Source organism: Ruegeria sp. P10 (genome assembly GCF_056534925.1).
The window spans coordinates 96,708-117,141 of record NZ_JBQERJ010000010.1 but is presented as its reverse complement, the minus strand read 5'-3'; the positions used below and the strand labels follow the sequence as shown (position 1 = coordinate 117,141).

At 57.8% G+C, this 20,434-nt stretch carries 18 protein-coding genes; 8 read left to right on the top strand and 10 right to left on the bottom strand.

Going from position 1 to position 20,434, the window contains the following annotated elements; all coding sequences use genetic code 11:
* Positions 1–28 precede the first annotated feature (28 nt).
* Both motA and ACR0FB_RS16810 read left to right on the top strand, forming a co-directional pair.
* Positions 29–898 (top strand): flagellar motor stator protein MotA, encoded by an 870-nt coding sequence (motA, locus tag ACR0FB_RS16815; protein WP_171637362.1) that lies wholly within the window; start codon positions 29–31, stop codon positions 896–898.
* Entirely contained in the window at positions 895–3,030 is a 2,136-nt protein-coding gene (locus tag ACR0FB_RS16810; RefSeq protein WP_480621477.1) for a hypothetical protein, read from the top strand. Before motA ends, ACR0FB_RS16810 begins: the two co-directional genes overlap by 4 nt.
* Positions 3,031–3,625: 595 nt before the next feature.
* Here the strand turns inward: ACR0FB_RS16810 and betB are convergent.
* A complete protein-coding gene (betB, locus tag ACR0FB_RS16805; protein ID WP_209835194.1) occupies positions 3,626–5,080 on the bottom strand; it encodes a betaine-aldehyde dehydrogenase in 1,455 nt (484 codons plus the stop codon).
* Positions 5,081–5,267: 187 nt separating this feature from the next.
* Here betB and ACR0FB_RS16800 point away from each other — a divergent pair, with 187 nt between their 5' ends.
* The gene (locus ACR0FB_RS16800; protein WP_480621476.1) at positions 5,268–5,597 is read left to right on the top strand and encodes a hypothetical protein; all 330 of its coding nucleotides are present in this window, start codon (positions 5,268–5,270) and stop codon (positions 5,595–5,597) included.
* 7 nt (positions 5,598–5,604) lie between these two features.
* On the opposite strand, the gene ACR0FB_RS16795 is transcribed toward ACR0FB_RS16800, so the two are convergent.
* Complete coding sequence (locus tag ACR0FB_RS16795; protein WP_480621475.1) at positions 5,605–6,114, bottom strand: potassium channel family protein; 510 nt, start codon at positions 6,112–6,114, stop codon at positions 5,605–5,607.
* Positions 6,115–6,179: 65 nt separating this feature from the next.
* Entirely contained in the window at positions 6,180–7,085 is a 906-nt protein-coding gene (gene trhO, locus ACR0FB_RS16790; protein WP_209835193.1) for an oxygen-dependent tRNA uridine(34) hydroxylase TrhO, read from the bottom strand.
* A gap of 96 nt (positions 7,086–7,181) precedes the next feature.
* On the opposite strand from trhO, the gene pncA reads away from it, so the two are divergent.
* A complete protein-coding gene (gene pncA, locus ACR0FB_RS16785) occupies positions 7,182–7,775 on the top strand; it encodes a bifunctional nicotinamidase/pyrazinamidase (protein ID WP_480621474.1) in 594 nt (197 codons plus the stop codon).
* On the opposite strand, the gene ACR0FB_RS16780 is transcribed toward pncA, so the two are convergent.
* The gene (locus ACR0FB_RS16780) at positions 7,772–8,302 is read right to left on the bottom strand and encodes a hypothetical protein (RefSeq protein WP_171637376.1); all 531 of its coding nucleotides are present in this window, start codon (positions 8,300–8,302) and stop codon (positions 7,772–7,774) included. The two genes, pncA and ACR0FB_RS16780, sit on opposite strands and share 4 nt — an antisense overlap.
* A 164-nt stretch (positions 8,303–8,466) precedes the next feature.
* Here ACR0FB_RS16780 and pncB point away from each other — a divergent pair, with 164 nt between their 5' ends.
* Both pncB and ACR0FB_RS16770 read left to right on the top strand, forming a co-directional pair.
* Positions 8,467–9,759 (top strand): nicotinate phosphoribosyltransferase, encoded by a 1,293-nt coding sequence (gene pncB / locus ACR0FB_RS16775; RefSeq protein ID WP_480621473.1) that lies wholly within the window; start codon positions 8,467–8,469, stop codon positions 9,757–9,759.
* An 87-nt stretch (positions 9,760–9,846) separates the two neighbouring features.
* On the top strand, positions 9,847–11,007 hold the full coding sequence (locus ACR0FB_RS16770) for a hypothetical protein (protein ID WP_209835190.1): 1,161 nt from the start codon (positions 9,847–9,849) through the stop codon (positions 11,005–11,007).
* Positions 11,008–11,023: 16 nt separating this feature from the next.
* On the opposite strand, the gene ACR0FB_RS16765 is transcribed toward ACR0FB_RS16770, so the two are convergent.
* The 6 genes from ACR0FB_RS16765 to ACR0FB_RS16740 form a co-directional block, all read right to left on the bottom strand.
* The gene (locus ACR0FB_RS16765; RefSeq protein WP_480621472.1) at positions 11,024–12,475 is read right to left on the bottom strand and encodes an aldehyde dehydrogenase family protein; all 1,452 of its coding nucleotides are present in this window, start codon (positions 12,473–12,475) and stop codon (positions 11,024–11,026) included.
* A gap of 33 nt (positions 12,476–12,508) precedes the next feature.
* On the bottom strand, positions 12,509–14,107 hold the full coding sequence (locus ACR0FB_RS16760; protein ID WP_480621471.1) for an ABC transporter ATP-binding protein: 1,599 nt from the start codon (positions 14,105–14,107) through the stop codon (positions 12,509–12,511).
* On the bottom strand, positions 14,104–14,919 hold the full coding sequence (locus ACR0FB_RS16755) for an ABC transporter permease (protein WP_480621470.1): 816 nt from the start codon (positions 14,917–14,919) through the stop codon (positions 14,104–14,106). The genes ACR0FB_RS16760 and ACR0FB_RS16755 overlap by 4 nt, the downstream gene beginning before the upstream one ends.
* A complete protein-coding gene (locus ACR0FB_RS16750) occupies positions 14,916–15,863 on the bottom strand; it encodes an ABC transporter permease (RefSeq protein WP_171724716.1) in 948 nt (315 codons plus the stop codon). The genes ACR0FB_RS16755 and ACR0FB_RS16750 overlap by 4 nt, the downstream gene beginning before the upstream one ends.
* 40 nt (positions 15,864–15,903) lie before the next feature.
* Entirely contained in the window at positions 15,904–16,875 is a 972-nt protein-coding gene (locus ACR0FB_RS16745) for a ligand-gated ion channel (protein ID WP_480621469.1), read from the bottom strand.
* Between the two features lie 161 nt (positions 16,876–17,036).
* Positions 17,037–18,524: an ABC transporter substrate-binding protein gene (locus ACR0FB_RS16740; protein WP_480621468.1), complete on the bottom strand. Its 1,488-nt coding sequence runs from the start codon at positions 18,522–18,524 to the stop codon at positions 17,037–17,039.
* Positions 18,525–18,693: 169 nt separating this feature from the next.
* On the opposite strand from ACR0FB_RS16740, the gene panB reads away from it, so the two are divergent.
* Both panB and panC read left to right on the top strand, forming a co-directional pair.
* On the top strand, positions 18,694–19,533 hold the full coding sequence (gene panB, locus ACR0FB_RS16735) for a 3-methyl-2-oxobutanoate hydroxymethyltransferase (RefSeq protein ID WP_171637391.1): 840 nt from the start codon (positions 18,694–18,696) through the stop codon (positions 19,531–19,533).
* Positions 19,530–20,381, top strand: a complete 852-nt coding sequence (gene panC / locus ACR0FB_RS16730; protein WP_480621467.1) for a pantoate--beta-alanine ligase — start codon at positions 19,530–19,532, stop codon at positions 20,379–20,381. The genes panB and panC overlap by 4 nt, the downstream gene beginning before the upstream one ends.
* The last annotated feature ends 53 nt before the right edge of the window (positions 20,382–20,434 follow it).

The window sequence follows — 20,434 nt, the reverse complement described above, 5'->3', positions numbered from 1 at the left end:
ACGCACAGAACTCATCTGGAGATCTCAAATGATTGGAATTGTTGGAATTGTTGTCATCTTCGTAATGGTCTTCGGCGGCTATCTCGCGGCAGGTGGCAAGATGACCATCATCATGAAATCTCTTCCCTTCGAAATGATGATGATCGGTGGTGCTGCCGTAGGAGCCTTTCTGATCAGCAATGACATGGGCGGCGTGAAACATACGATCAAAGACATGGGCAAGGTGTTCAAGGGCCCGAAATGGAAGCCCGAAGACTATCGTGACCTTCTGTGCCTTCTGTTTTCGTTGATCCGCATTGCCCGCGCCAACCCTGTTGAGGTCGAGCAGCATATTGAAGACCCCGAAAACTCCAGCTTGTTTTCCGCATACCCCAAGATCCAATCAGACAAGGAGGCCGTCGACCTGATTTGTGACACCATGCGGTCGGCGGCGATGAATTATGACGATCCGCATCAGGTTGAAGAGGTTCTGGAGAAGCGCATGGAGGCGAATTTTCATCACGCCATGCACTCAAGCCATGCACTTCAAACAGTGGCAGACGGCCTGCCCGCGCTGGGGATCGTTGCTGCGGTTCTGGGCGTGATCAAGACGATGGGATCAATCGATCAGCCGCCCGAAGTGCTGGGGAAGCTGATTGGGGGTGCCCTTGTGGGCACGTTCCTGGGCGTTTTTCTGGCCTATGGTCTGGTCGGCCCCTTCGCAGGCAAACTGAAAGCCGTGGTTGAAGAAGACAACCACTTTTATCAGCTGATCAAAGAAGTATTGGTGGCCAACCTGCACAACCACAATGCTGCCATGTGCATTGAGGTCGGACGCCAGAACACCCCAACCCATAACCGCCCTGGCTTTTCCGAGCTGGAAGACGCATTGAAAGAGCTCAAGCAGGCTGCAGCATGAAGCGCATCGGGTTTCTGATTGCGGTTTTGGTCACGGCTGCATCTGCCGTGACCGCACAGGACGTGGTGGTGCGATCCGGTGAGCATGACGGATTCACACGTCTGGTTTTCGACGTGCCACCGGATACCCGCTGGGTGCTGGCGCAACGGAAGAACGGCGCCAGCCTTACAATTGCCCTGGACGACGTGACATTCAAGACCAGCTCGGTTTTTGGGCGTTTGACCACGAACCGACTGGCCTCATTGTCGCAGGAAAACCCCGGCAGCGCGTTGGAGCTGGAGTTCGGGTGCGACTGCGTGGCGTCGGCGTTTCTGTACAGAAACTCGATGATCGTATTGGACATCGCACCAGGGGAATTGTTGCCGCCGCTTCTTGAGAATGTACCGCCACCCTTGATCGGAAAAACGGCCAAAGGCAAACCGCCCTCGGTGGAGACAGGGTTGCACCTGCCGCTTCTCACCATGACTGAGCAGGGGATAAAAGACCAGCTGTCCACTCGTCTTCTGCAAGGGACCGATCGCAAGCTGCTGGACTTGGAGCTTGCTCCTGTCGGGCCACGCAACACCGCCCCGTCCGGTACACGCGTTGTGCCGCCCCAATTGAGTTCGAACCTACGTCTGACCACGGTTCTGGACGATTTGCAGAATGTTCTGAACGCAGAACTGCAACCAATTGACCAAAGACCGGCCTGCATCTCGACTGCTGAGCTGAATTTTGCGTCCTGGTCAGGGAACACGCCTTTTCCGGATCAGGTGTCAGCTCTCCGCTCTGGGCTGTACAAAGAGTTTGACAAACTTGACGGCGAAAAGGTCATGACCCTGGCCAGACTCTACGCCTCTTTCGGTTTCGGAGCCGAAGCGTTGAGTGTCTTGAGGCTGTTGGAGACGCCGCCAGCGGGCTTCGAACCCGTTGCGGCAATTGCGCGGGTTGTAGATAACCGGCCGCCGCTGCCCAGGAATCCATTCAACGACCTGCAACGATGTGACAGCGATGCCGCGCTTTGGGCTGTGTTGTCCGAAGGGGAACTGGCACCTGACGCAAACGTGGAAGCAATCGAACACGCGTATTCAAGACTGCCGGATCATCTTCGCCGCCAGCTGGGGCCGCGGTTATCAGGAATACTGGTGAGAGCACAACACCTGGAGGCTGCCCGCAGAATCCTTCGCTCGGTTGACCGGATTGAACCGGAAACGACATCCAGTGTCGCTCAGGCCAAAGCCAGCGTTGCCAAGGCGGAAGGAAACAGTGACCGTGAAGAAGAGTTGTTGACCGAGGTTATAACCTCTACCGACGCCGCCGCTGAATCTCCGCTGGCTTTGGCGCGCCTGGTGGAAAAACGTTGGTCTGAACGCAAAGCTGTTTCTTCTCAGGAGCTTGATCTGGCGGCATCTTATGCGGTCGAGCTCAGGCGATCGGAGCTGGGCCCGATGATGAACCGCACCTATGCGATCGCTCTGAGCCTGAGCCAGGAATTCGACCGTGCATTTGACGTGATCAAAGCGCAACCACCCGGACCCGGTAGTGACGGCGCGATCAATCGGCATCTGCAATTGCTTGCTGAAAGATCGGATGACGCAACCTTTCTACGCCAGACGATGGAGGTAATGCAGCCGGACATGACGGTGGTGCTGACAACCGATACTGCAATTGCATTGGCAAGCCGCCTTGCTGATCTGGGCTTTGCTGAGCATACATTTGCGCTGGCGAACAGACCGGAAGATCAGTCGCGGCGCTCGGATCGGGCTCGGTTGCGGGCTCGGGCCGCTTTGCTGTCGGGGCACCCTCATCAAGCCTTGTTAGAGCTGGCTGAAGACAATTCCGAAGAGGCGATCGCCTTGCGCGCGCAGGCGATGGTTTCAACAGAAGAATTTGCAGCCGCCGCCGATATGCTCCGAGATCTCGAACAAATCGAAGCGGCAAACCGGTATTTCTGGCTGGCCGGGATGTCGGATGAAAGGTTGGAACCTGCGGACGGGAAATACGCGGCATTGAACCAAACGACCCAAGCCTTGTCTGACCTGCCGGAACGGTTGGCGGAAAAACCGCTGGCGGATGCGGAAAACCTGTTGAAGGACAGCCAGTCGGCCCGCCAGCGGATCGATGAGATGTTGAACGCAGTTGGGGTAAAATGACGTATATCGCGACTGTTCCGGCCGCACCCGGCAAAGTGAACGCGGGTCCCTAAACCGGTATACCCTGCGATGCGTTTCAACCGGTGGCAGCGTTGGGAGCCCGGCGCCGTTGCTTCAAAGCGGGTCCAATCAGAACGCCCGATCAGGCGGGGATGCAAACATGGCTCCAACTTATTTCAAGGATGTTGTGTTCCAGACATGACACAGAAGAACAGGCCGCCGAATTTCAGGCCACGTTCCTCAACCAAAAAGGTCACGACGGCTGACCGCCCGTAAAGCAACCGGTGCCGTGGCATTTGCGGCATAAGCGTGAAAACGAGACGCCACATCCGAAATACGGCGGTGAAAGTTCCTCGCCTTCAATGAGTTCCGTGGTCAGAGAAATCGCGGACGTGTCTCCTCATCAAACCTGGCCAACCGGCTTGGGATGGCAACGTCTTTGGACACAAATTCTGCAAGCCCGCCTTTTCCGACACGCTGACAGGCATCGGTATTGCCAGTACAGTATTGCCCGCCACTGGCTGGCGTTTCCTCAGCTCTCGGTGCCGGGCACCGGGAGCTGAGGCGTTAAAAACAGCGGACAACCGTCCTGGATTCAGTACGGGGCTTCAACATCATTCATCGAGACATAGACGGTTTTCATTTCCGAGAAGTGATTGATCGCCAGTTTCGAGTTCTCGCGCCCGACGCCGGACATCTTCGATCCACCAAACGGCGCTTCGACCGGGGCAAGGTTGTAGGTGTTGATATAGCAAGTGCCTGCTTCGAATCCGGCCACGATTCGATGCGCCCGGGTCAGATCATTGGTGAAGACACCTGCGGCCAGACCGAACTCGGTGTCATTGGCGCGGGCCATCACCTCTTCTTCAGTCTCGAAGTCCAGCACCGACATGACGGGGCCAAAGATTTCCTCGCGCGCGATGGTCATGTTGTCCGTGACGTCAGCAAAAACCGTGGGCTGCACAAAATAGCCGTCTCTTTCGATCCGTTCACCGCCATAAACCAATCTTGCGCCTTCGGCTTTGCCCTTTTCGATATAGCCCAGGGCGATGTTCATCTGGTTCTCGCTGACCATCGGGCCAAAGCTGACGTCCTCGTCCATTGGATCGCCGATTTTCGCGTGATCCAGACGTTCTGACAGACGTTTCAGGAAGGCCTCTTTGATACCTTTCTGAACGAAGACGCGGGTGCCATTGGAACAAACCTGGCCCGAAGAGTAGAAGTTGCCCAGGATCGCACCTGAAACAGCGTTTTCGATGTCGGCATCGTCAAAGACGATCATCGGGGATTTGCCGCCAAGTTCCATGGTCACATGCTTCATGCCGTCCGCCGCAGCAGCATAGACTTTGCGGCCTGTCGGCACAGAACCTGTCAAAGAGACCTTTGCCACGCGCGGATCGGTGACCAGCGAAGCACCGACATCGCCGTAACCCTGGATCACGTTGTAGACACCTTTGGGCGCGCCGGCCTCGACAAGAATTTCGGCCACTTTCAATGCCGAAAGGGGCGTGGTTTCCGAAGGTTTGAATACCATCGTGTTGCCGCAGGCCAGTGCAGGTGCACCTTTCCAGCAGGCGATCTGCGTGGGGTAATTCCAGGCGCCGATCCCGACGCAAACGCCCAGCGCCTCGCGGATGGTATAGACAAAATCCCCCCCGCCCAGCGGAATATGCTCGCCAGTCAGAGAGGCGGCCAATCCACCAAAATACTCCAGCGCATCGGCCCCCGAGGTGGCATCGGCCACTGTGGTTTCCTGAATCGGCTTGCCGGTATCATGGGTTTCCAGAACGGACAGGTCGTAATTGCGTTCGCGCATAATATCAGAGGCGCGGCGCAGGATGCGGCCACGTTCCGTCCCGGACAGGGCCGCCCATGCTGCCTGAGCGTTTTTTGCGCTGTTTAGAGCCTGTTCCACGATCGCCGGCGTCGCCGAATGCAAACGTGCAATCACTTCGCCTGTAGCGGGATAGATCACTTCGATGGCTGCGCCGTTTGTATCTTCGACATATTCGCCATCAATGAAATGGCTGGCCCGGGGCTGAAACTTCATACCGTGTCCTTTTCTTTCGCACCCGTCAGGACGGGACAAATGGTCAGTCGAAAATCGGCCTATCGGTTATTGATTGACCAGTCAATAAAATCATCGAAGGGGTGGCTTCACGCCTGCCAAACCCCGCAAACCTTGAAATTTTTGGTTAATGTTCTATTTATGTTCTACATAGTCAGAGGACAAACCGATGACCCAGCAAACACGCCCCACAGCCCTGAACGGGCCGAACAACGACTATCACTTGCTTCCGGTCACCGATCGGCAGATGCGGTATGCGCGAGCGATTGCCGAGAAGTCAGCCCTTGAGATTCCGGTTGAGGCACAGCGTGACCGGCGGCTTTTATCTGACTGGATTTCAGCCCACAAACCACGCGAGACCTCGCAGTTCGACAATTACCCGACGGGAAAACAAGTCGCGTTTGCCGAGCGGATTTCACGCAGTAAACGTCGCCCGATCCCATCCGAGTGTTTCCGCGACAAGAAAATGATGTCGCGCTGGATCGATCACAACAAATAGCCCCGAATTAGGGTCTATCCGGATTGTGGTTGCGGGCATAAAGCGAAACTGCTGCGGCAACAAACATACCCAGTAGGATATAGCCTGTTACGGCCTCGGACACGGCGAGCCCACGGCACATACCGGTCGGGGACATGTCGCCATATCCGACTGTGGTAAAGGTAACATAGGAAAAATACAGGATATCCCCCGGACCCTGCGCACCAACGACACAGTGGTCGTTATACCCAAAGGCCCCGTAAACTGCGGCGAACAGGAATGGAACAACCTGTATGAACGAAACACCCATCAGAAACAAAAGCCTGCGGGGCGATTTCACCTGTGTCATGTAATACCAGGACTGTGACACCAGCCAGATCAACAACCCGATCGAGGCGACTGTGCCAATCGTATCGCCTGCAGCCGCCTCGCTCAGGCGGGACAGGCCATACCAGGCCAGGAAGCTAGCAAGAACCAGCCCCAGTGCCGCAATCAGGGTCGATTTCCATTCGTCCAATGTCGTGGGTTTGCGGTGCATGAACGCCCCCTCAATCCGGTCTTCGGGCAATCATCCGACCTAAAGGCATCGCCCGCAACCCGAATTCAATCCTGCCGCAGATGCGCCTCACCCCGTTCCCGCGCCAGCAGGATCTGCTTTTGCCGCTCGCGAAAGCGCATTTTGTCAGCATCGGACGTCTCATCGATGCATTGATGGCATGAAACGCCGTGCTCGTATTCCGGGCGCTTCATATCCTCGGGCAGGATAGGACGCCGGCAGCCATGACAAAGCTTGTGCGGCCCTTCAACAAGCCCGTGGCCAACCGAAACGCGATTGTCGAATACAAAGCATTCACCCTGCCAGGAACTGTCTTCGGCTGGGATTTCCTCCAGATACCGCAGGATACCGCCTTTGAGGTGATAGACATCCTCGACCCCCTGCCCCAACAAGTAGTTGGTGGATTTCTCGCAACGGATACCGCCCGTGCAGAACATGGCGACCCGCTTGTTGTGAAAGCGGTCCTTGTTCTGTTCCCACCATTCCGGGAAATCGCGGAAACTGGCTGTTTCAGGGTCTATAGCGCCTTCAAACGTCCCGATTGCCACTTCGTAATCGTTTCGCGTGTCGATCAGCACCACATCGTCAGAACGGATCAGGTCATTCCACTCCTGCGGGTCGACATAGTTGCCGACACGGGCGCGCGGGTCCACGTCGGGCTGGCCCATGGTCACGATCTCTTTCTTCAGCCGCACCTTCATCTTGCCGAAAGGCGGGTGGTCCGAGGTCGCTTCTTTCCACTCCATATCAGCGCAACCGGGCAAGGATCGGACATGTGACAGCACAGCGTCGATTCCGGCCCGCGGACCAGCGATCGTGCCGTTGATCCCTTCCTGGGCAAGCAGCAGCGTACCTGTGACAGACTGCGCGCGGCACAGGTCCAGCAAGGGGTCGCGCAACGCGGCCGGGTCCGCGAAACGTGTAAAGTGATAGAGGGCAGCGATTGTGTACATACGCGCGATCTACCTTTGCAGACCCAGAGTCGCAAGGGATTGCATTGACGCCCCGCGCGCCGCCGCCTACCGATAGAGCGGTAAAAGGAGGCCGCCATGACCCATGCCTTGCTCGTGATCGATGTCCAGAACGACTTCTGCCCAGGAGGGGCACTGGCCGTGGCAGAAGGGGACGAGATCGTCGCACCGATAAACGCCATGATGGATGAATTCGATGCCGTGTTCCTGACTCAGGACTGGCATCCGACGGGACATTCTTCGTTTGCCAGTTCCCACGATGGCAAAAACCCGTTCGACCTGGTCGACATGCCCTATGGCCCACAGGTTCTGTGGCCCGACCACTGCGTGCAGGGCACGCGCGGCGCCGGTTTTCATCCCGACTTGCGCACGGATGGCGACCTGATCCTTCGCAAAGGATTCCGCAGTACCATCGACAGCTATTCCGCATTCTTCGAGAATGACCACCAAACACCGACAGGCCTGAAAGGCTATTTGGATACACGCGGTATCGACCGTTTGACACTTGTGGGATTGGCCACCGATTACTGCGTGCGTTATTCCTCGGTAGATGCCGCCAGGTTGGGTTTCGATGTCACGGTCCGCATGGGCGCGTGCCGCGCGATTGATATGGACGGTTCGCTGGCAGCCGCCGAGCAGGCGATGCGAGATGCCGGAGTCGTATTGACCTAAGGTGTGGCCCCTGCGGCGGCCAGAAGCTTGATCATCACGAACAGAACAACCGCCAGACCCAGCGCAAACCCAATGCGCCCTGGTATCGTGCGACGTTCCGGGTTGGTCCGGTCTGACGGAGGTGACGGAACGCGCATCGGTCGGCTGCGCACGATCCCAGCCATGGGTTGCGCGGTTCGCACATAATGCAGGAAATCCCAAAGGTTGAAATCGCCGCAATATTCACCCTGAATTCCACGCGTCCTGATGTTGTCAAACAGCGACCGCAGAATTCGCACCCGATCCGCATGATCCTCGGCCGGAAATACACCTGGCACGATGCCACTGTTGCGCGACTCGAGGCTGAACCCGGCATCCATGAAAATCTTGCGGATTTTCGGCGATGTTCCACGCAACGCGTCCGCGGCTCTGATGTCGCGGAACACCGCACATACCTGGCGTTCCGTATCAGAGGCAGACCCCAGCTTTTCGGGGTCCAGATCTTCCAGCGCTACGTTAACAATATCAAAATCGTACTCGATACCCATTTACAAACTCAGTTTCGACTTTCCATCCCCTCTTCTCACTAACCGGTAAAAACAATGCACAATATGCCGGTATTGTGACGTCAAACTGGCATTGTCACCAAATCAGTGACTCTTGCCATTTCCAGAGTCGATTGATCTAACTACGGAAATCGCAGGAGTTCCCCATGGTCGACATCGCGACCCGCGTCTACAATCACAAATGGAAGATTGACCCGATTGTACGGTCTTTGATCGATACTGATTTCTACAAACTGCTGATGTGCCAGTCAGTGTTTCGAAACAAGCCCCAAACAGATGTCGTTTTTTCGTTGATCAACCGGTCGAATCACGTTCCCCTGGCGCGTTTGATCGATGAAGGCGAGCTGCGGGAACAGCTGGATCACATCCGCTCTCTCAGCCTCAGCCGTGGGGAAAGCACCTGGCTGCGCGGCAACATGTTCTACGGAAAACGGCAGATGTTCCGCTCGGACTTCATGGAGTGGTTCGAGAATTTGCGCCTGCCGCCCTATCATCTTGAACGCAAAGGCGACCAATATGAACTGACCTTTGAAGGCAAGTGGCACGAGGTCATGCTGTGGGAAATTCCCGCGCTGGCGGTGTTGATGGAGCTGCGCTCGCGCGCGGTGCTGAACGATATGCGCCGGTTCGAATTGCAGGTGCTTTACGCCCGCGCGATGACCCGGGTTTGGGAAAAGATCGAAAAGTTGAGCTCGATATACGGGCTTGGGATCGCGGATTTCGGCACCAGACGGCGGCATTCCTTCCTGTGGCAGGATTGGTGCGTGCAGGCGATGATCGAAGGGCTGGGCGCATCCTTTACCGGCACTTCGAACTGCCTGATCGCCATGCGACGCGAGGTCGAGGCCATCGGCACCAATGCGCATGAACTGCCCATGGTCTATTCCGCGCTGGCCGATACGGATGAAGCGTTGGCGCAGGCGCCTTATGACGTGCTCAGCGACTGGCATGACGAACATGATGGCAACCTGCGCATCATCCTTCCCGACACCTATGGCACCAAGGGGTTTCTGGACAATGCTCCTGACTGGCTGGCGGGATGGACCGGCATTCGCATCGACAGCGGAGACCCGGCAGCGGCGGCCGAGGTCGCAATTGACTGGTGGAATGCACGCGGCGAAGACCCGACAGGGAAACGGATCATTTTCTCTGACGGTCTGGATGTCGAGAAAATTCAGGAATTGCACGCCCAGTTCGCGGGCCGCGCCAATATTTCCTTCGGCTGGGGAACTTTGCTGACCAACGATTTTCGTGGGCTTGTTCCCAATGACGCGCTGGCGCCGTTCTCATTGGTCTGCAAAGCGGTATCCGCCAATGGCCGCCCGACGGTGAAACTGTCGGACAACCCGGAAAAGGCGATGGGTCCGAAAGACCAGATCGAACGCTACAAGCGGGTGTTTGGGGTCGGAGAGCAAAAGGCGATCGAGGTGATCGTCTGAACCACGGCGGCGCATTCATCATTTATCGGCAACTCACCTGATGCTATTTTGGAAGGCATTCCCATTGAGCATTAAGGTTGAGATACAATGATTTTTGAACCAAGGAACTTCAACGAAACCGGTGGATCCCGGGATGAGCTTTCACTTTTTTCCTACGCCGCATACCTGATATCCCGCGCGCAGTTTCTGCAAGCCGAAGGCAATGACAGCGACTTTTTACTGTTGGGCCGCGATTGGGAAGAAACCGACGATGCCGTTCTGTCCAAACAGCTTGTCATGCTCGGATTCCGGCCAATTGACGACCGCCAAATATCCGCCCACGAATACATGCGTTTCTTTGATGGCCCCGGCGACCTGAGGCCCTTCGACCTGTTTTCTTTGCCGGAGCCTGAGGGGTATTACCAACGTTTGTTCGAGGCGATCATAGCAGCAGAAGAACAGCCGAACGTCGAATACATCGACGCTGCTTTGAAGCTTGGACTTGCGGCCCCTGATTCAATTGTCGCTCTTGCCGCACTGAGTTCGTGCCTCAAACTGTATTCGCCAGAATCCTTTCCGCCACGTCTTTGGCTTGGTGTGTTTTCGGCACGTTGGACGCAATTGGATCCGCTCTCGCAAGATTTGCTTACTGTGTTGTCGTCCGCTCTGATTTCAGACCCGCCCGCTTCACAGGTTCCACCGGCGCCCGCACAACAATTAGCCGGTGTCCCGGGGTTGCTTCTTGTTCATGGCACTCACTTCGAAGTCAATCCTGACCCCACATGGTACTATCCCCATGTCGGAGATTTGCACAATTACATCAAGCCGCATCGCAACGACATCTATTCAGGGCAGAACTACTATGAATGGGAGGGCCGGTGGTCCGACCGCGGCCGACATATTGCTGCCAAACACTTGAAAAACTGGATAGACCTTGAGGCTTATCACGGCTGCGATGTGGTTGCCCACAGCCACGGCTGCAATGTCGTCATGAAAGCCGCCGAGATGGGGGCGCATTTCAACAAGGTCGTTTTCTTGAGCTGCCCGGTACACTGGCACAAGTACAACCTGAATTCTGGCCGGATCAATGTGCCGTATTCAGTTCGGGTCTGGTTTGACTTCGTGATCCTGGCAGACGGCGGCAGACAAAAGTTCCCCGCCAGTGCCAACGTTTCCGACGAGGTGGTCGGAGGTTGGTTCAGTGGGCATTCTGCCACGCGGACATCACAGATTTGGGGCAATCATACATTGGAAGCAAAGCTGATCTGACTTGCCTGGGAAAAAGCTATCCGTGAAACGCGGCAACTGTCTTTAACTGTGAAAAGCCGTACAAAGCTTCGAACCCTTTTTCGCGGCCATGGCCGGATTTTCCCACACCGCCAAACGGCAGTTCAACACCACCGCCTGCACCGTAGTTGTTGATGAAAACCTGACCGGAGTGCAGCGCTTTCGCCAACCGCATCTGCCGCGCGCCATCCCGCGTCCAGACGCTGGCGACCAGGCCGTAATCCGTACTATTCGCTATATGCAGAGCCTGTTCTTCGGTGTCGAACGGGATCAGAACCTGAACCGGGCCGAAAATTTCGTCCTGTGCCAACTGATGATCTGGCGGCACGTCCGCGAACAAAGTGGGCCGGACATAGGCTCCGGCCTCTGGCGCGTCTTCGACAATCTGTCCCTGCGCAGCGATCGTCAGGTCCGTGGCGGTTTTCAGAAAGCCCCTGACAATCTGTCTCTGCCGGTCCGAGATCAACGGCCCAACCCGCAGATCCTGCATCGCCGGGCCGACGGTCAGTTCTTCATAGGCCTGGGACATGCGCGATCTGACCTGCTCATAAACGCCCCGCTGCACCAGGATCCGGGACGAGGCCGAACAGGTCTGGCCCGCATTTTGGATCCCCGCATTCACCAGAAACGGCAGCGCCGCATCCAGATCGGCATCGTCAAAAACCAATTGCGGGGATTTCCCGCCCAGTTCCAGCGTCACGGGCACCACGTTGCGTCCCGCCGCCTGCTGCACATGGGCCCCTGTGGCAACAGAACCAGTGAACGAGATGTGGTTTACACCCGAATGTCCGGACAGCGCCGCACCCGCCTCGGCCCCCAGACCGGGCACGACATTCAAAGCACCGGCCGGCAGCCCGGCCTGTTGCGCAAGATGGGCAAAGGCCAACGCGGTCAAACAGGCCTCTTCCGCAGGTTTCAGAACACAGGCGTTGCCCATGGCCAACGCCGCCCCGACCGAACGTCCGATAATCTGCATCGGATAGTTCCAGGGCACGATATGGCCCGTCACCCCATGCGGTTCGCGCAGGGTATAGACGGTGTAGCCATCGAGATAGGGAATGGTCTCACCCATCACCTTGTCCGCCGCGCCGCCGTAGAACTCGCAATAGCGCGCCAGGGCGACCGCATCTGCCCGGGCCTGTGTCAGCGGCTTGCCGACATCCATCGCCTCAAGCCGCGCAAGATCGTCCACCCGTTCCAGCACCAGCTGGCCCAGTCGGGTCAGGATGCGGCCGCGTTCCAACGCCGTCTTTCGCCCCCAATCACCATTCAACGCAGACCGGGCGGCTTGTACCGCCGCGTCGATATCCGCCTCGGACCCTCGGGCGATCCGGCAGATCTCGGTCCCGTCCGAAGGGTTGATCAAGGGCAGGCTGTCGCCCGCGGCCGCCCGGATCCAGCGCCCGCCGATCAGGCACAAGGTGGGATCAAACCAAATCTTCTGGGTCATTTTGGGCCTCCAATCAGGCTCTAACAAGGAACTCTACGCCGTCAGCGGCCTTATCTCGGGCAACCGGGGCGCGGCGGCAATCAGTGTTTGCGTATAGGGATGTTGCGGGTTTTCGAACACCTGCTTGGTCTGACCCTGTTCGACGATCCGCCCGGACTGCATCACAAGCACACGGTCGGTGATCGTGCGGACAACGCTCAGGTCATGGCTGATGAACAGATAGGTCAGGTCATAGGCGTCGCACAGTTCAGCGAGCAGATCGAGGATCTGAGCACGGACCGAAACGTCAAGCGCCGAAACCGCCTCGTCGAACAGGATCAGATCGGGCCGGATGATCAGGGCTCGTGCAATGGCGATCCGTTGTCGTTGCCCGCCCGAGAATTCGTGGATGTATTTGCCCGCATCATCAGGGCCGAGGCCCACTGCCGTCAGAATTTCCGAAATCCGGTCCTGGCGTTCTGAATCCTTTGGTGGCGTTTCCAACAGGTGAAAGGGTTCAGTAATCAGGCGCGCGACACGGTGGCGGGGATTGAAGCTGCCATATGGGTCCTGAAACACGACCTGCATCCTCCGGCGTACGGCAAGGTTGGGCCTTTGGCCGGTGAAAACCGGCTGACCATCCAGCATAATCTGACCGGATTGGATATCCTCCAACCCTAAAATAGCACGTGTTAGGGTCGATTTTCCGCAACCTGACTCGCCCACCAGCCCCAACCGCTCCCCTCGGTTGAGGGTAAAGCTGACGCCATCCACCGCGCGGTGGTGGCGCGACGCGTACAGCAGACCTTTGCGGGGAAGGCGGTAATCTCGGACGACCTGCGAAACCTCCAGAAGCGGGCGTTGCTGTGTAGGTTCAGGCAGGGTGACCTGATGACCCGAAGCTTCGAACAACATGCGGGTATAGGGGTGCTGCATATCTCGAAACAGGTTTCGGGTCGCGCCACTTTCGACGACCTCGCCGTGACGCATGACGACAATCTGATCGGCCATATCAGAGACAACGGCCAGATCATGGGTGATCATCAGCAGCCCCATGTCGTATTCGCGCACCAGCCCCTTGAGAAGGTCGAGAATCTGCGCCTGTGTCGTGACGTCCAGCGCTGTCGTCGGCTCGTCCGCGATCAACAGCCTGGGGCGCAGAGCGATGGCCATGGCAATGACCACGCGTTGCCGTTGCCCGCCGGACAGTTCGTGCGGATAGCGGGAAAGGGGGAACCGATCAGGTGGCAGGCCAACGCGGGTCAGCACCTCTTTGGCGCGGGTCCGGGCCTGAGCAGGAGGCATCGCCTTGTGGATCAGGATCGTCTCCATCACCTGATCGCCGACGGTTCTTACCGGATTGAGCGCTGTCATCGGTTCCTGAAATACCATCCCCACGGACGCGCCGCGCAAGGCGCACAAATCGGGCTCTGACCGTGTCAACAGATCCTGACCGTCCAGCCAGATCGCACCTTCCGTGCTGGCCCCATGCGGCAGCAGTTGCATCACCGCCAATGCGGTCATCGATTTGCCCGAGCCGCTTTCACCCGTCACCGCCACGATCTGGCCGGGGTCGATCGACAAGTTGACCTGTTTCAGGATTGGCATCCCGTGGATCGTCAGCGACAGGTTTTCAATCTGCAACAAACTCATGCCCGCGCCACCCTGATCCGGGGATCCATCCAGTCCCGCATTCCGTCGCCCAACAGGTTCAGACCCAGCACCGTGACGATGATCGACAGACCCGGAATCAGAGCCAAATGCGGGGCAAAACTGACCATCGTCTGTGCGTCTGCCAGCATCCGGCCCCAGCTGGGCGTCGGAGGTTGAGCGCCCAGACCGACATATGACAGGCCCGCTTCGGCCAGAATGCCAAGGCTGAACTGGATGGTCCCCTGCACGATCAGCAGATTGGCCACGTTGGGCAGAATATGCTCAGCTGATATCCGCGCGGCCCCTTTGCCCGACACACGGGCGGCGAGGATGAACTCTCTCTCCCAAAGCGACAAAGCAGCCCCGCGGGTGATACGGGCAAAGACGGGGATGTTGAAAATACCGATCGCAACAATGGCGTTGATCGCTCCGGCGCCATAGACGGCCGTGATCAGGATGGCGATCACCAGCGAAGGGAAAGCGAAGACCAGATCGTTGCCACGCATGATGACCTCATCCAGCCATGAGCCTTTGCGCGCGGCCGCTGCCAGGCCAAGAGGAACGCCGATTGCCATGCCGATGCCGACGGCCACCAACGCCACCGCAATCGACGTACGCGCACCGACCATGATCATCGAGAACATGTCGCGGCCGAAATGATCGGTTCCAAACCAATGCGGCCCGTTTGGTGGCTGCAATTTATTGGGAATGTCCAGCGCGGCATGGTCGTAAGGGGTCCAGATGAACGAGACCAACGCGGCCAGAACCACCAGCGACGACAACAAGGCCCCAAGGATCAGGTTCCGGTTCATGTCCTGCTCCTCAGTCGTGGATCCACGGCCGCATAAGCAAGATCGACAAGGAAATTGACCGTTATCACAGCAAAGACCAGCAGCATCACGACCGACTCCACGACGATGAGGTCTCGGGCAGAAATGGCCTGAAACACCAGCCGCCCGAGGCCCGGCAGATAGAACACCTGTTCGATGATGATCGACCCCGCCAGCAGAAAGGAAAACTGCAAGCCGATGATGGTCAGCACCGGAATCAGCGCATTTCGCACCCCATGCCGCCAAAGGGCCTGACGACGGGACAGGCCCTTGGCCCGAGCCGTGCGCATGAAATCCTCACCTAGAATGTCCAGCAAGGCCGACCGCATGACCCGCGCCAGAATCGCCGCCTGTGGCAAGGCAAGAGCCACGGCAGGCAGGGTCAGGGAATGCAGGCCGGCCCAGATCCCGCCGTTCCAACCGACAAACCCGCCTGCATTGAACCAGCGCAGATTGATGGCGAAGATCAGCACAAGCATCATCGCGAACCAGAAGTTCGGGACTGCGATGCCAAGCTGCGTCGCCCCCATCACTGCAAGGTCCCCCGGTTTGCCCCGACGCGCAGCGGCATAGATTCCGGCGGGAAAGGCGATCAATGTGGACAGCGTCAGCGCGTAAAGCGCCAGGGGTAACGACACCCACAGCCGGTCAGCGATCATCTGCGACACTGGTGTGCGATAGGTGTATGACGTGCCGAAATCGCCCACCAGCATGCCGCCAACCCAGTGGAAATAGCGCTGTATCTTTGACCCATCCAGGCCCAGCTCGGCCCGCAGCGCCGCCAGCGTGTCCTCCTGCGCATTGACGCCCAGCATGAACGATGCCGGATCACCTGGGGCAACCTCGATCACGGCGAAGATGACCACCGAGGCGACGGCCAGGCTGACAAGCAAGGAAATCAGTCGTTTGAGGACGTAGCGGAGCATTGGCACCACGTTAGAGTCACATCAGGCACGGGTCCAGCGTCTAAGGCACCAGAAGGAAAGCGGAAACCGCATAGGCAACGATCGCGGCATAGCCCAGTGGATAGATCCACTTGATCGCATAATTGTCCAGGGTGCGCGCCGCCCCCTCCTTGCCGGACACTTTCAATCGTCGCAGCGCGACGTTGAACACGATCAGCGCCCCGGTCATCAGGAACATGCACTGAAGGACAAAATCCAGAAAAGTCAGATAACCCAGCTTGGGCAGATCTGCGGATATTGCCCAGTTGAACGCGACAAAGACCAGCAAGTTGCCGCCAGCAATCTCGATCCTCCGGCGGTATTCATCCAGAAAAAACAGCGCCCAGCCGACCGAGATCAAGACAAGCATCGGCAGGAAAACCCGAATGACGTAATAGGTCAGATGTCGATTGCCCTCAAAAACAAGCGCGACCTGATCGCTTTCTTTCCCGGATAGACCCAAGACCTTGGATGTTTCCAACCGTGCATTGTTCAGAATCCATTCTTCTTCGCCCAGCTGATCTCCGAGGCCCGAGAATTCGTTCAACGGATGGTAAGTGACGTATTCAGAGGGAAAGACCGAAACCACCTCGAAATGAAACTCCTGCGTGTCGAACGGGTATTTTCGGAAATCGAAATGAGGCGCCTGGAGTGTAAGAGACGATTTTTCGACATACAGCACCCGCCCGTCGTAACGCAGGGATGCGGCGGATTCGTGGATCCACTTGTTGGACTGCTGATTGTGAATGACAAAAGCCGGCAGAACGGACCCGATACTTGCCGCATGATTGGCAAGGTCGGGTGGGTTGAAGACCCTGATATCCCTCCCCAGTTCCTCGGGATCAAATGCCAGCGCGGGATCGGTCCATTCCACCCGCAAGACCACAACCGCGCCATAGTTTTCGGCCTTTTGATCAACACCGGTGATCTGGTCGATGCGAATTCCGATCCCAACATTCAACGGATTCTCGGGCGTTCCGGGCAGGGCATCCATCCGACCCCCCAACACATTCTGCGCCGTGGCCGCGACAGAGGAACCGAGCACCAGAAAAAAACTTAAAACCAAGACGGGAATGGCACGGAGCAAGAACATACGTGAGAACACCCTGACACAAAGGAAGGCCCGGGCCGCCCGGCGCGGCCCGGGCTGTAACATCACTCGGACCAGCTGATCTGAGTCAGATCGATTGCGGCGGTGGGCGCGTTCTCCCAAAGGCCCTGAACGCCGACTTTCGCAACGCCCAGTTTGGCCAACTGGAACAGGTAGCCATTGACATAGTCGCTTGCGATCAGGCGCTGCGCCTCACCCAGCAAACGGGTGCGTTCTTCGGGGTCGATGGTGGTGTTCAGAGTGTCCATCAGCGCCTGAAAATCCGTGCTGTCATACTGAAAGTAATAATCAGGCCGCGCATAAATGCCGATATCCATAGGCTCGGTATGGCTGACGATGGTCAGACCGAATTCCTTGCCCTTGAACACGGATTCCAGCCATTGGGCCCATTCCACATTGATGATCTCGGCGGTGATGCCGACCTCGGCCAGCTGCGCCGCTATGATTTCGCCCCCACGACGGGCATAAGACGGCGGCGGCAAATGCAATGTGGTCTCAAACCCATTTTCGAATCCGGCCTCTGCCAGCAACTCTCTGGCTTTTTCGGGGTCGTAAGCGGATTGCGCGGTCAGATCGACGTAGGCCGGATTGTGCGGCGCAAAGTGGGTTCCGATCGGCGTGCCATAGCCAAACATTGCGCCGTCGATGATCGCCTGCCGGTCAACGGCATGGGCCAATGCCTGACGAACAAGGATATCATCAAACGGAGGCTGCTTGTTGTTGGTGGACAGGATCGTCTCACCTTCGGTCGACCCCACCAGGACCTGAAAGCGCGGATCGGCCTCGAACTGGGGCAGGTTTTCCGGCGCCGGGAAGTTGTCAAACACGTCGACATCCTCGGCCATCATGGCGGCAAAAGCGGCGGTCGGGTCCGAGATGAACTTGAACGTCGCAGTCTCTAATGTGGGCTGTTCGCCCCAGTAATCGGAATTTCGGTTCAGCGTGATACTGTCGCCCTGCACCCAGTTTCCAAAGGTATAGGCACCGGTACCAACCGGGTTGGTCTTGATGTTGCCTATGCTTTCCGGCGCGACGATGACGGCATCCCCCCAAGCCAGGTTGAACAGGAAATTTCCGTTCGGCTCTGACAGGGTGACTTTCACCGTCAGCGGGTCGACGACCTCGACGGTTTCGATACCGGCAAACAGGGCCTTCTGCGCGTTGGCGCTGTCTTCCGCGGTTGCGCGGTCAAGGCTGAATTTGACATCCTCGGCGTCCATGGTGGTGCCATCATGGAAGGTCACCCCGTCATGCAGGTTAAAGGTATAGACCGTCCCGTCTTCGGAAATCTCCCAGCTTTCCGCCAATCCGGGCACGACCGAGCCGTCGCCCATGAAACGTGTCAGGCCTTCGAAGATATTGGTGTAAACCACCGAGTCGATGGCTTGCGCCGCGGCGCTTGTCGGGTCCAGATGCGGAGGCTCAAGCTGCATCGCAATGGTGATGTCCGACTTGGCCAAAGCCTGCGTGGCAAGCAGGCTGGCCCCCACGGCCAGGGTCGAAGCAAAGGTCCGGAACAGGAATTTTGTCATGTGAACTCTCCCTACTGAAACGGGTTGTGCCCTTGTTTTCAGGGCCATTTTACTGACAGTCTTCCTGTAAACCTCAGGTCAATCAAGGGAATGTTCGCGCAACCGGGGTTTCTTCGGCCCCTCCCGATCTGCTATGCCGCACTGCAACATAATACTGCAGGAGCGATCCATGAGCGCCACCGCCCGCAAGAAAGCCCCGAACGCCGAGGACATTCGCGCCCGAAAAGGCGGCGAACCTCTGGTCTCTTTGACTGCCTATACCACGCCAATGGCGCGCCTGATGGACGCCCATTGCGATTTCGTGCTGGTCGGTGACAGCGTCGGCATGGTGCTGCACGGGCTGGAATCCACGCTGGGGGTCACGATGGAGATGATGATCCTGCATGGTCAGGCCGTATCACGCGGCCTAAAAAGTGCGATGATGGTCATCGACATGCCTTTCGGAAGCTATGAGGAAGGCCCGGCACAAGCCTTTCGTAACGCCGCACGCCTGATGGCGCACACAAATGCAGGCGCGGTCAAACTGGAAGGCGGGGTGGAAATGGCTGAAACCATCCGCTTTCTGGTGAAACGAGGCATCCCGGTGATGGCTCATATCGGACTGACGCCGCAGTCGATCAACACGCTGGGCGGCTACAAGGTGCAGGGCCGTGACGATCAGGCTGAAGCCGTCATGGCAGACGCCCGCGCCGTAAACGAGGCTGGTGCGTTCTCGGTCGTTCTGGAGAAAGTGCCCCAAGGTCTGGCGAACCAGATCACCGAAGAGATTGCGATCCCGACCATCGGCATCGGTGCATCTGCGGGGTGTGACGGGCAGATTCTGGTCGTGGACGACATGGTTGGCTTTTTCACCGCCTTCAAACCCAAATTCGTCAAACGCTATGCCGAGCTGGGCCCGTTGGCGGAAGCAGCCATCGCAGAATACGCCGCCGAAGTCCGCGCGCGGACCTTCCCGGCGGACGAACATGTCTTTGCCGATCAGGCTCCGGCCAAAGGACAAAAGACATGACCGCACCGATTTTGCGCTCTCTGGCCGAGCTGCGTGCCAACACCACCACATGGCGCCGAAACGGTGAGGGGATCGGCGTGGTTCCGACCATGGGTGCGCTGCACGAGGGGCATTTGTCACTGGCGCAGGCTGCGAAACAGGGCTGCGACCGGGTGATCGTGACGATTTTTGTGAATCCCAAGCAGTTCAACAATCCCGAAGACTTGGCAAATTACCCCCGCACCGAACATGAAGACGCCCAAAAGCTGGCCCCGTATGGTGTGGATGCGATCTATGTACCGGACCCGCAGGAAATCTATCCGGAAGGTTTTTCGACGACGGTATCGGTTGCCGGTCTGACCGACGTGATGGAAGGCCCCTTCCGCCCCGGACATTTCGAAGGCGTGGCCACGGTGGTCGCCAAGCTGTTCCTGCAAACACAGGCGGATCGAGCCTATTTCGGGGAAAAAGACTATCAACAGCTGCTGGTTGTCCGCCGGATGGCGCGCGATCTGAACATCCCAATCGAGGTGATCGGCTGCCCGACTGTCCGAGAACCTTCGGGCCTGGCGATGTCGTCGCGCAACCTTCTTCTTTCCCCCCAAGGGTTGAAGATCGCAGAGCAAATGAACGGCGTCATGCGTCAGGTGGCGGACGATCTGGCCAAGGGAGCAGACTTTGCCATGCTGGCGCAGGAGGCCAAGGAAACCCTGCTGAAGGTCGGGTTCACCGAAGTCGAGTATATCGACCTGCGCTGTGCCGAGACGCTGGAAAGCCTGTCCAGCGCAAGTCAACCCGCCCGCCTGTTCGTCACGGCCTGGGCCGACGGCGTCCGCCTGATCGACAATATTCCTGTCAATCCGGCCTGATTTCTGCACTGGCCCCTTCGCCATTGTTTGCGCTAAAGTCCGGCAAAACGATA

Bases quoted from the DNA above. Each gene is read 5' to 3' on its own strand.
- motA (WP_171637362.1), top strand. From the start codon at position 29: ATGATTGGAATTGTTGGAATTGTTGTCATCTTCGTAATGGTCTTCGGC.
- ACR0FB_RS16810 (WP_480621477.1), top strand. From the start codon at position 895: ATGAAGCGCATCGGGTTTCTGATTGCGGTTTTGGTCACGGCTGCATCT.
- betB (WP_209835194.1), bottom strand. From the start codon at position 5,080: ATGAAGTTTCAGCCCCGGGCCAGCCATTTCATTGATGGCGAATATGTC.
- ACR0FB_RS16800 (WP_480621476.1), top strand. From the start codon at position 5,268: ATGACCCAGCAAACACGCCCCACAGCCCTGAACGGGCCGAACAACGAC.
- ACR0FB_RS16795 (WP_480621475.1), bottom strand. From the start codon at position 6,114: ATGCACCGCAAACCCACGACATTGGACGAATGGAAATCGACCCTGATT.
- trhO (WP_209835193.1), bottom strand. From the start codon at position 7,085: ATGTACACAATCGCTGCCCTCTATCACTTTACACGTTTCGCGGACCCG.
- pncA (WP_480621474.1), top strand. From the start codon at position 7,182: ATGACCCATGCCTTGCTCGTGATCGATGTCCAGAACGACTTCTGCCCA.
- ACR0FB_RS16780 (WP_171637376.1), bottom strand. From the start codon at position 8,302: ATGGGTATCGAGTACGATTTTGATATTGTTAACGTAGCGCTGGAAGAT.
- pncB (WP_480621473.1), top strand. From the start codon at position 8,467: ATGGTCGACATCGCGACCCGCGTCTACAATCACAAATGGAAGATTGAC.
- ACR0FB_RS16770 (WP_209835190.1), top strand. From the start codon at position 9,847: ATGATTTTTGAACCAAGGAACTTCAACGAAACCGGTGGATCCCGGGAT.
- ACR0FB_RS16765 (WP_480621472.1), bottom strand. From the start codon at position 12,475: ATGACCCAGAAGATTTGGTTTGATCCCACCTTGTGCCTGATCGGCGGG.
- ACR0FB_RS16760 (WP_480621471.1), bottom strand. From the start codon at position 14,107: ATGAGTTTGTTGCAGATTGAAAACCTGTCGCTGACGATCCACGGGATG.
- ACR0FB_RS16755 (WP_480621470.1), bottom strand. From the start codon at position 14,919: ATGAACCGGAACCTGATCCTTGGGGCCTTGTTGTCGTCGCTGGTGGTT.
- ACR0FB_RS16750 (WP_171724716.1), bottom strand. From the start codon at position 15,863: ATGCTCCGCTACGTCCTCAAACGACTGATTTCCTTGCTTGTCAGCCTG.
- ACR0FB_RS16745 (WP_480621469.1), bottom strand. From the start codon at position 16,875: ATGGATGCCCTGCCCGGAACGCCCGAGAATCCGTTGAATGTTGGGATC.
- ACR0FB_RS16740 (WP_480621468.1), bottom strand. From the start codon at position 18,524: ATGACAAAATTCCTGTTCCGGACCTTTGCTTCGACCCTGGCCGTGGGG.
- panB (WP_171637391.1), top strand. From the start codon at position 18,694: ATGAGCGCCACCGCCCGCAAGAAAGCCCCGAACGCCGAGGACATTCGC.
- panC (WP_480621467.1), top strand. From the start codon at position 19,530: ATGACCGCACCGATTTTGCGCTCTCTGGCCGAGCTGCGTGCCAACACC.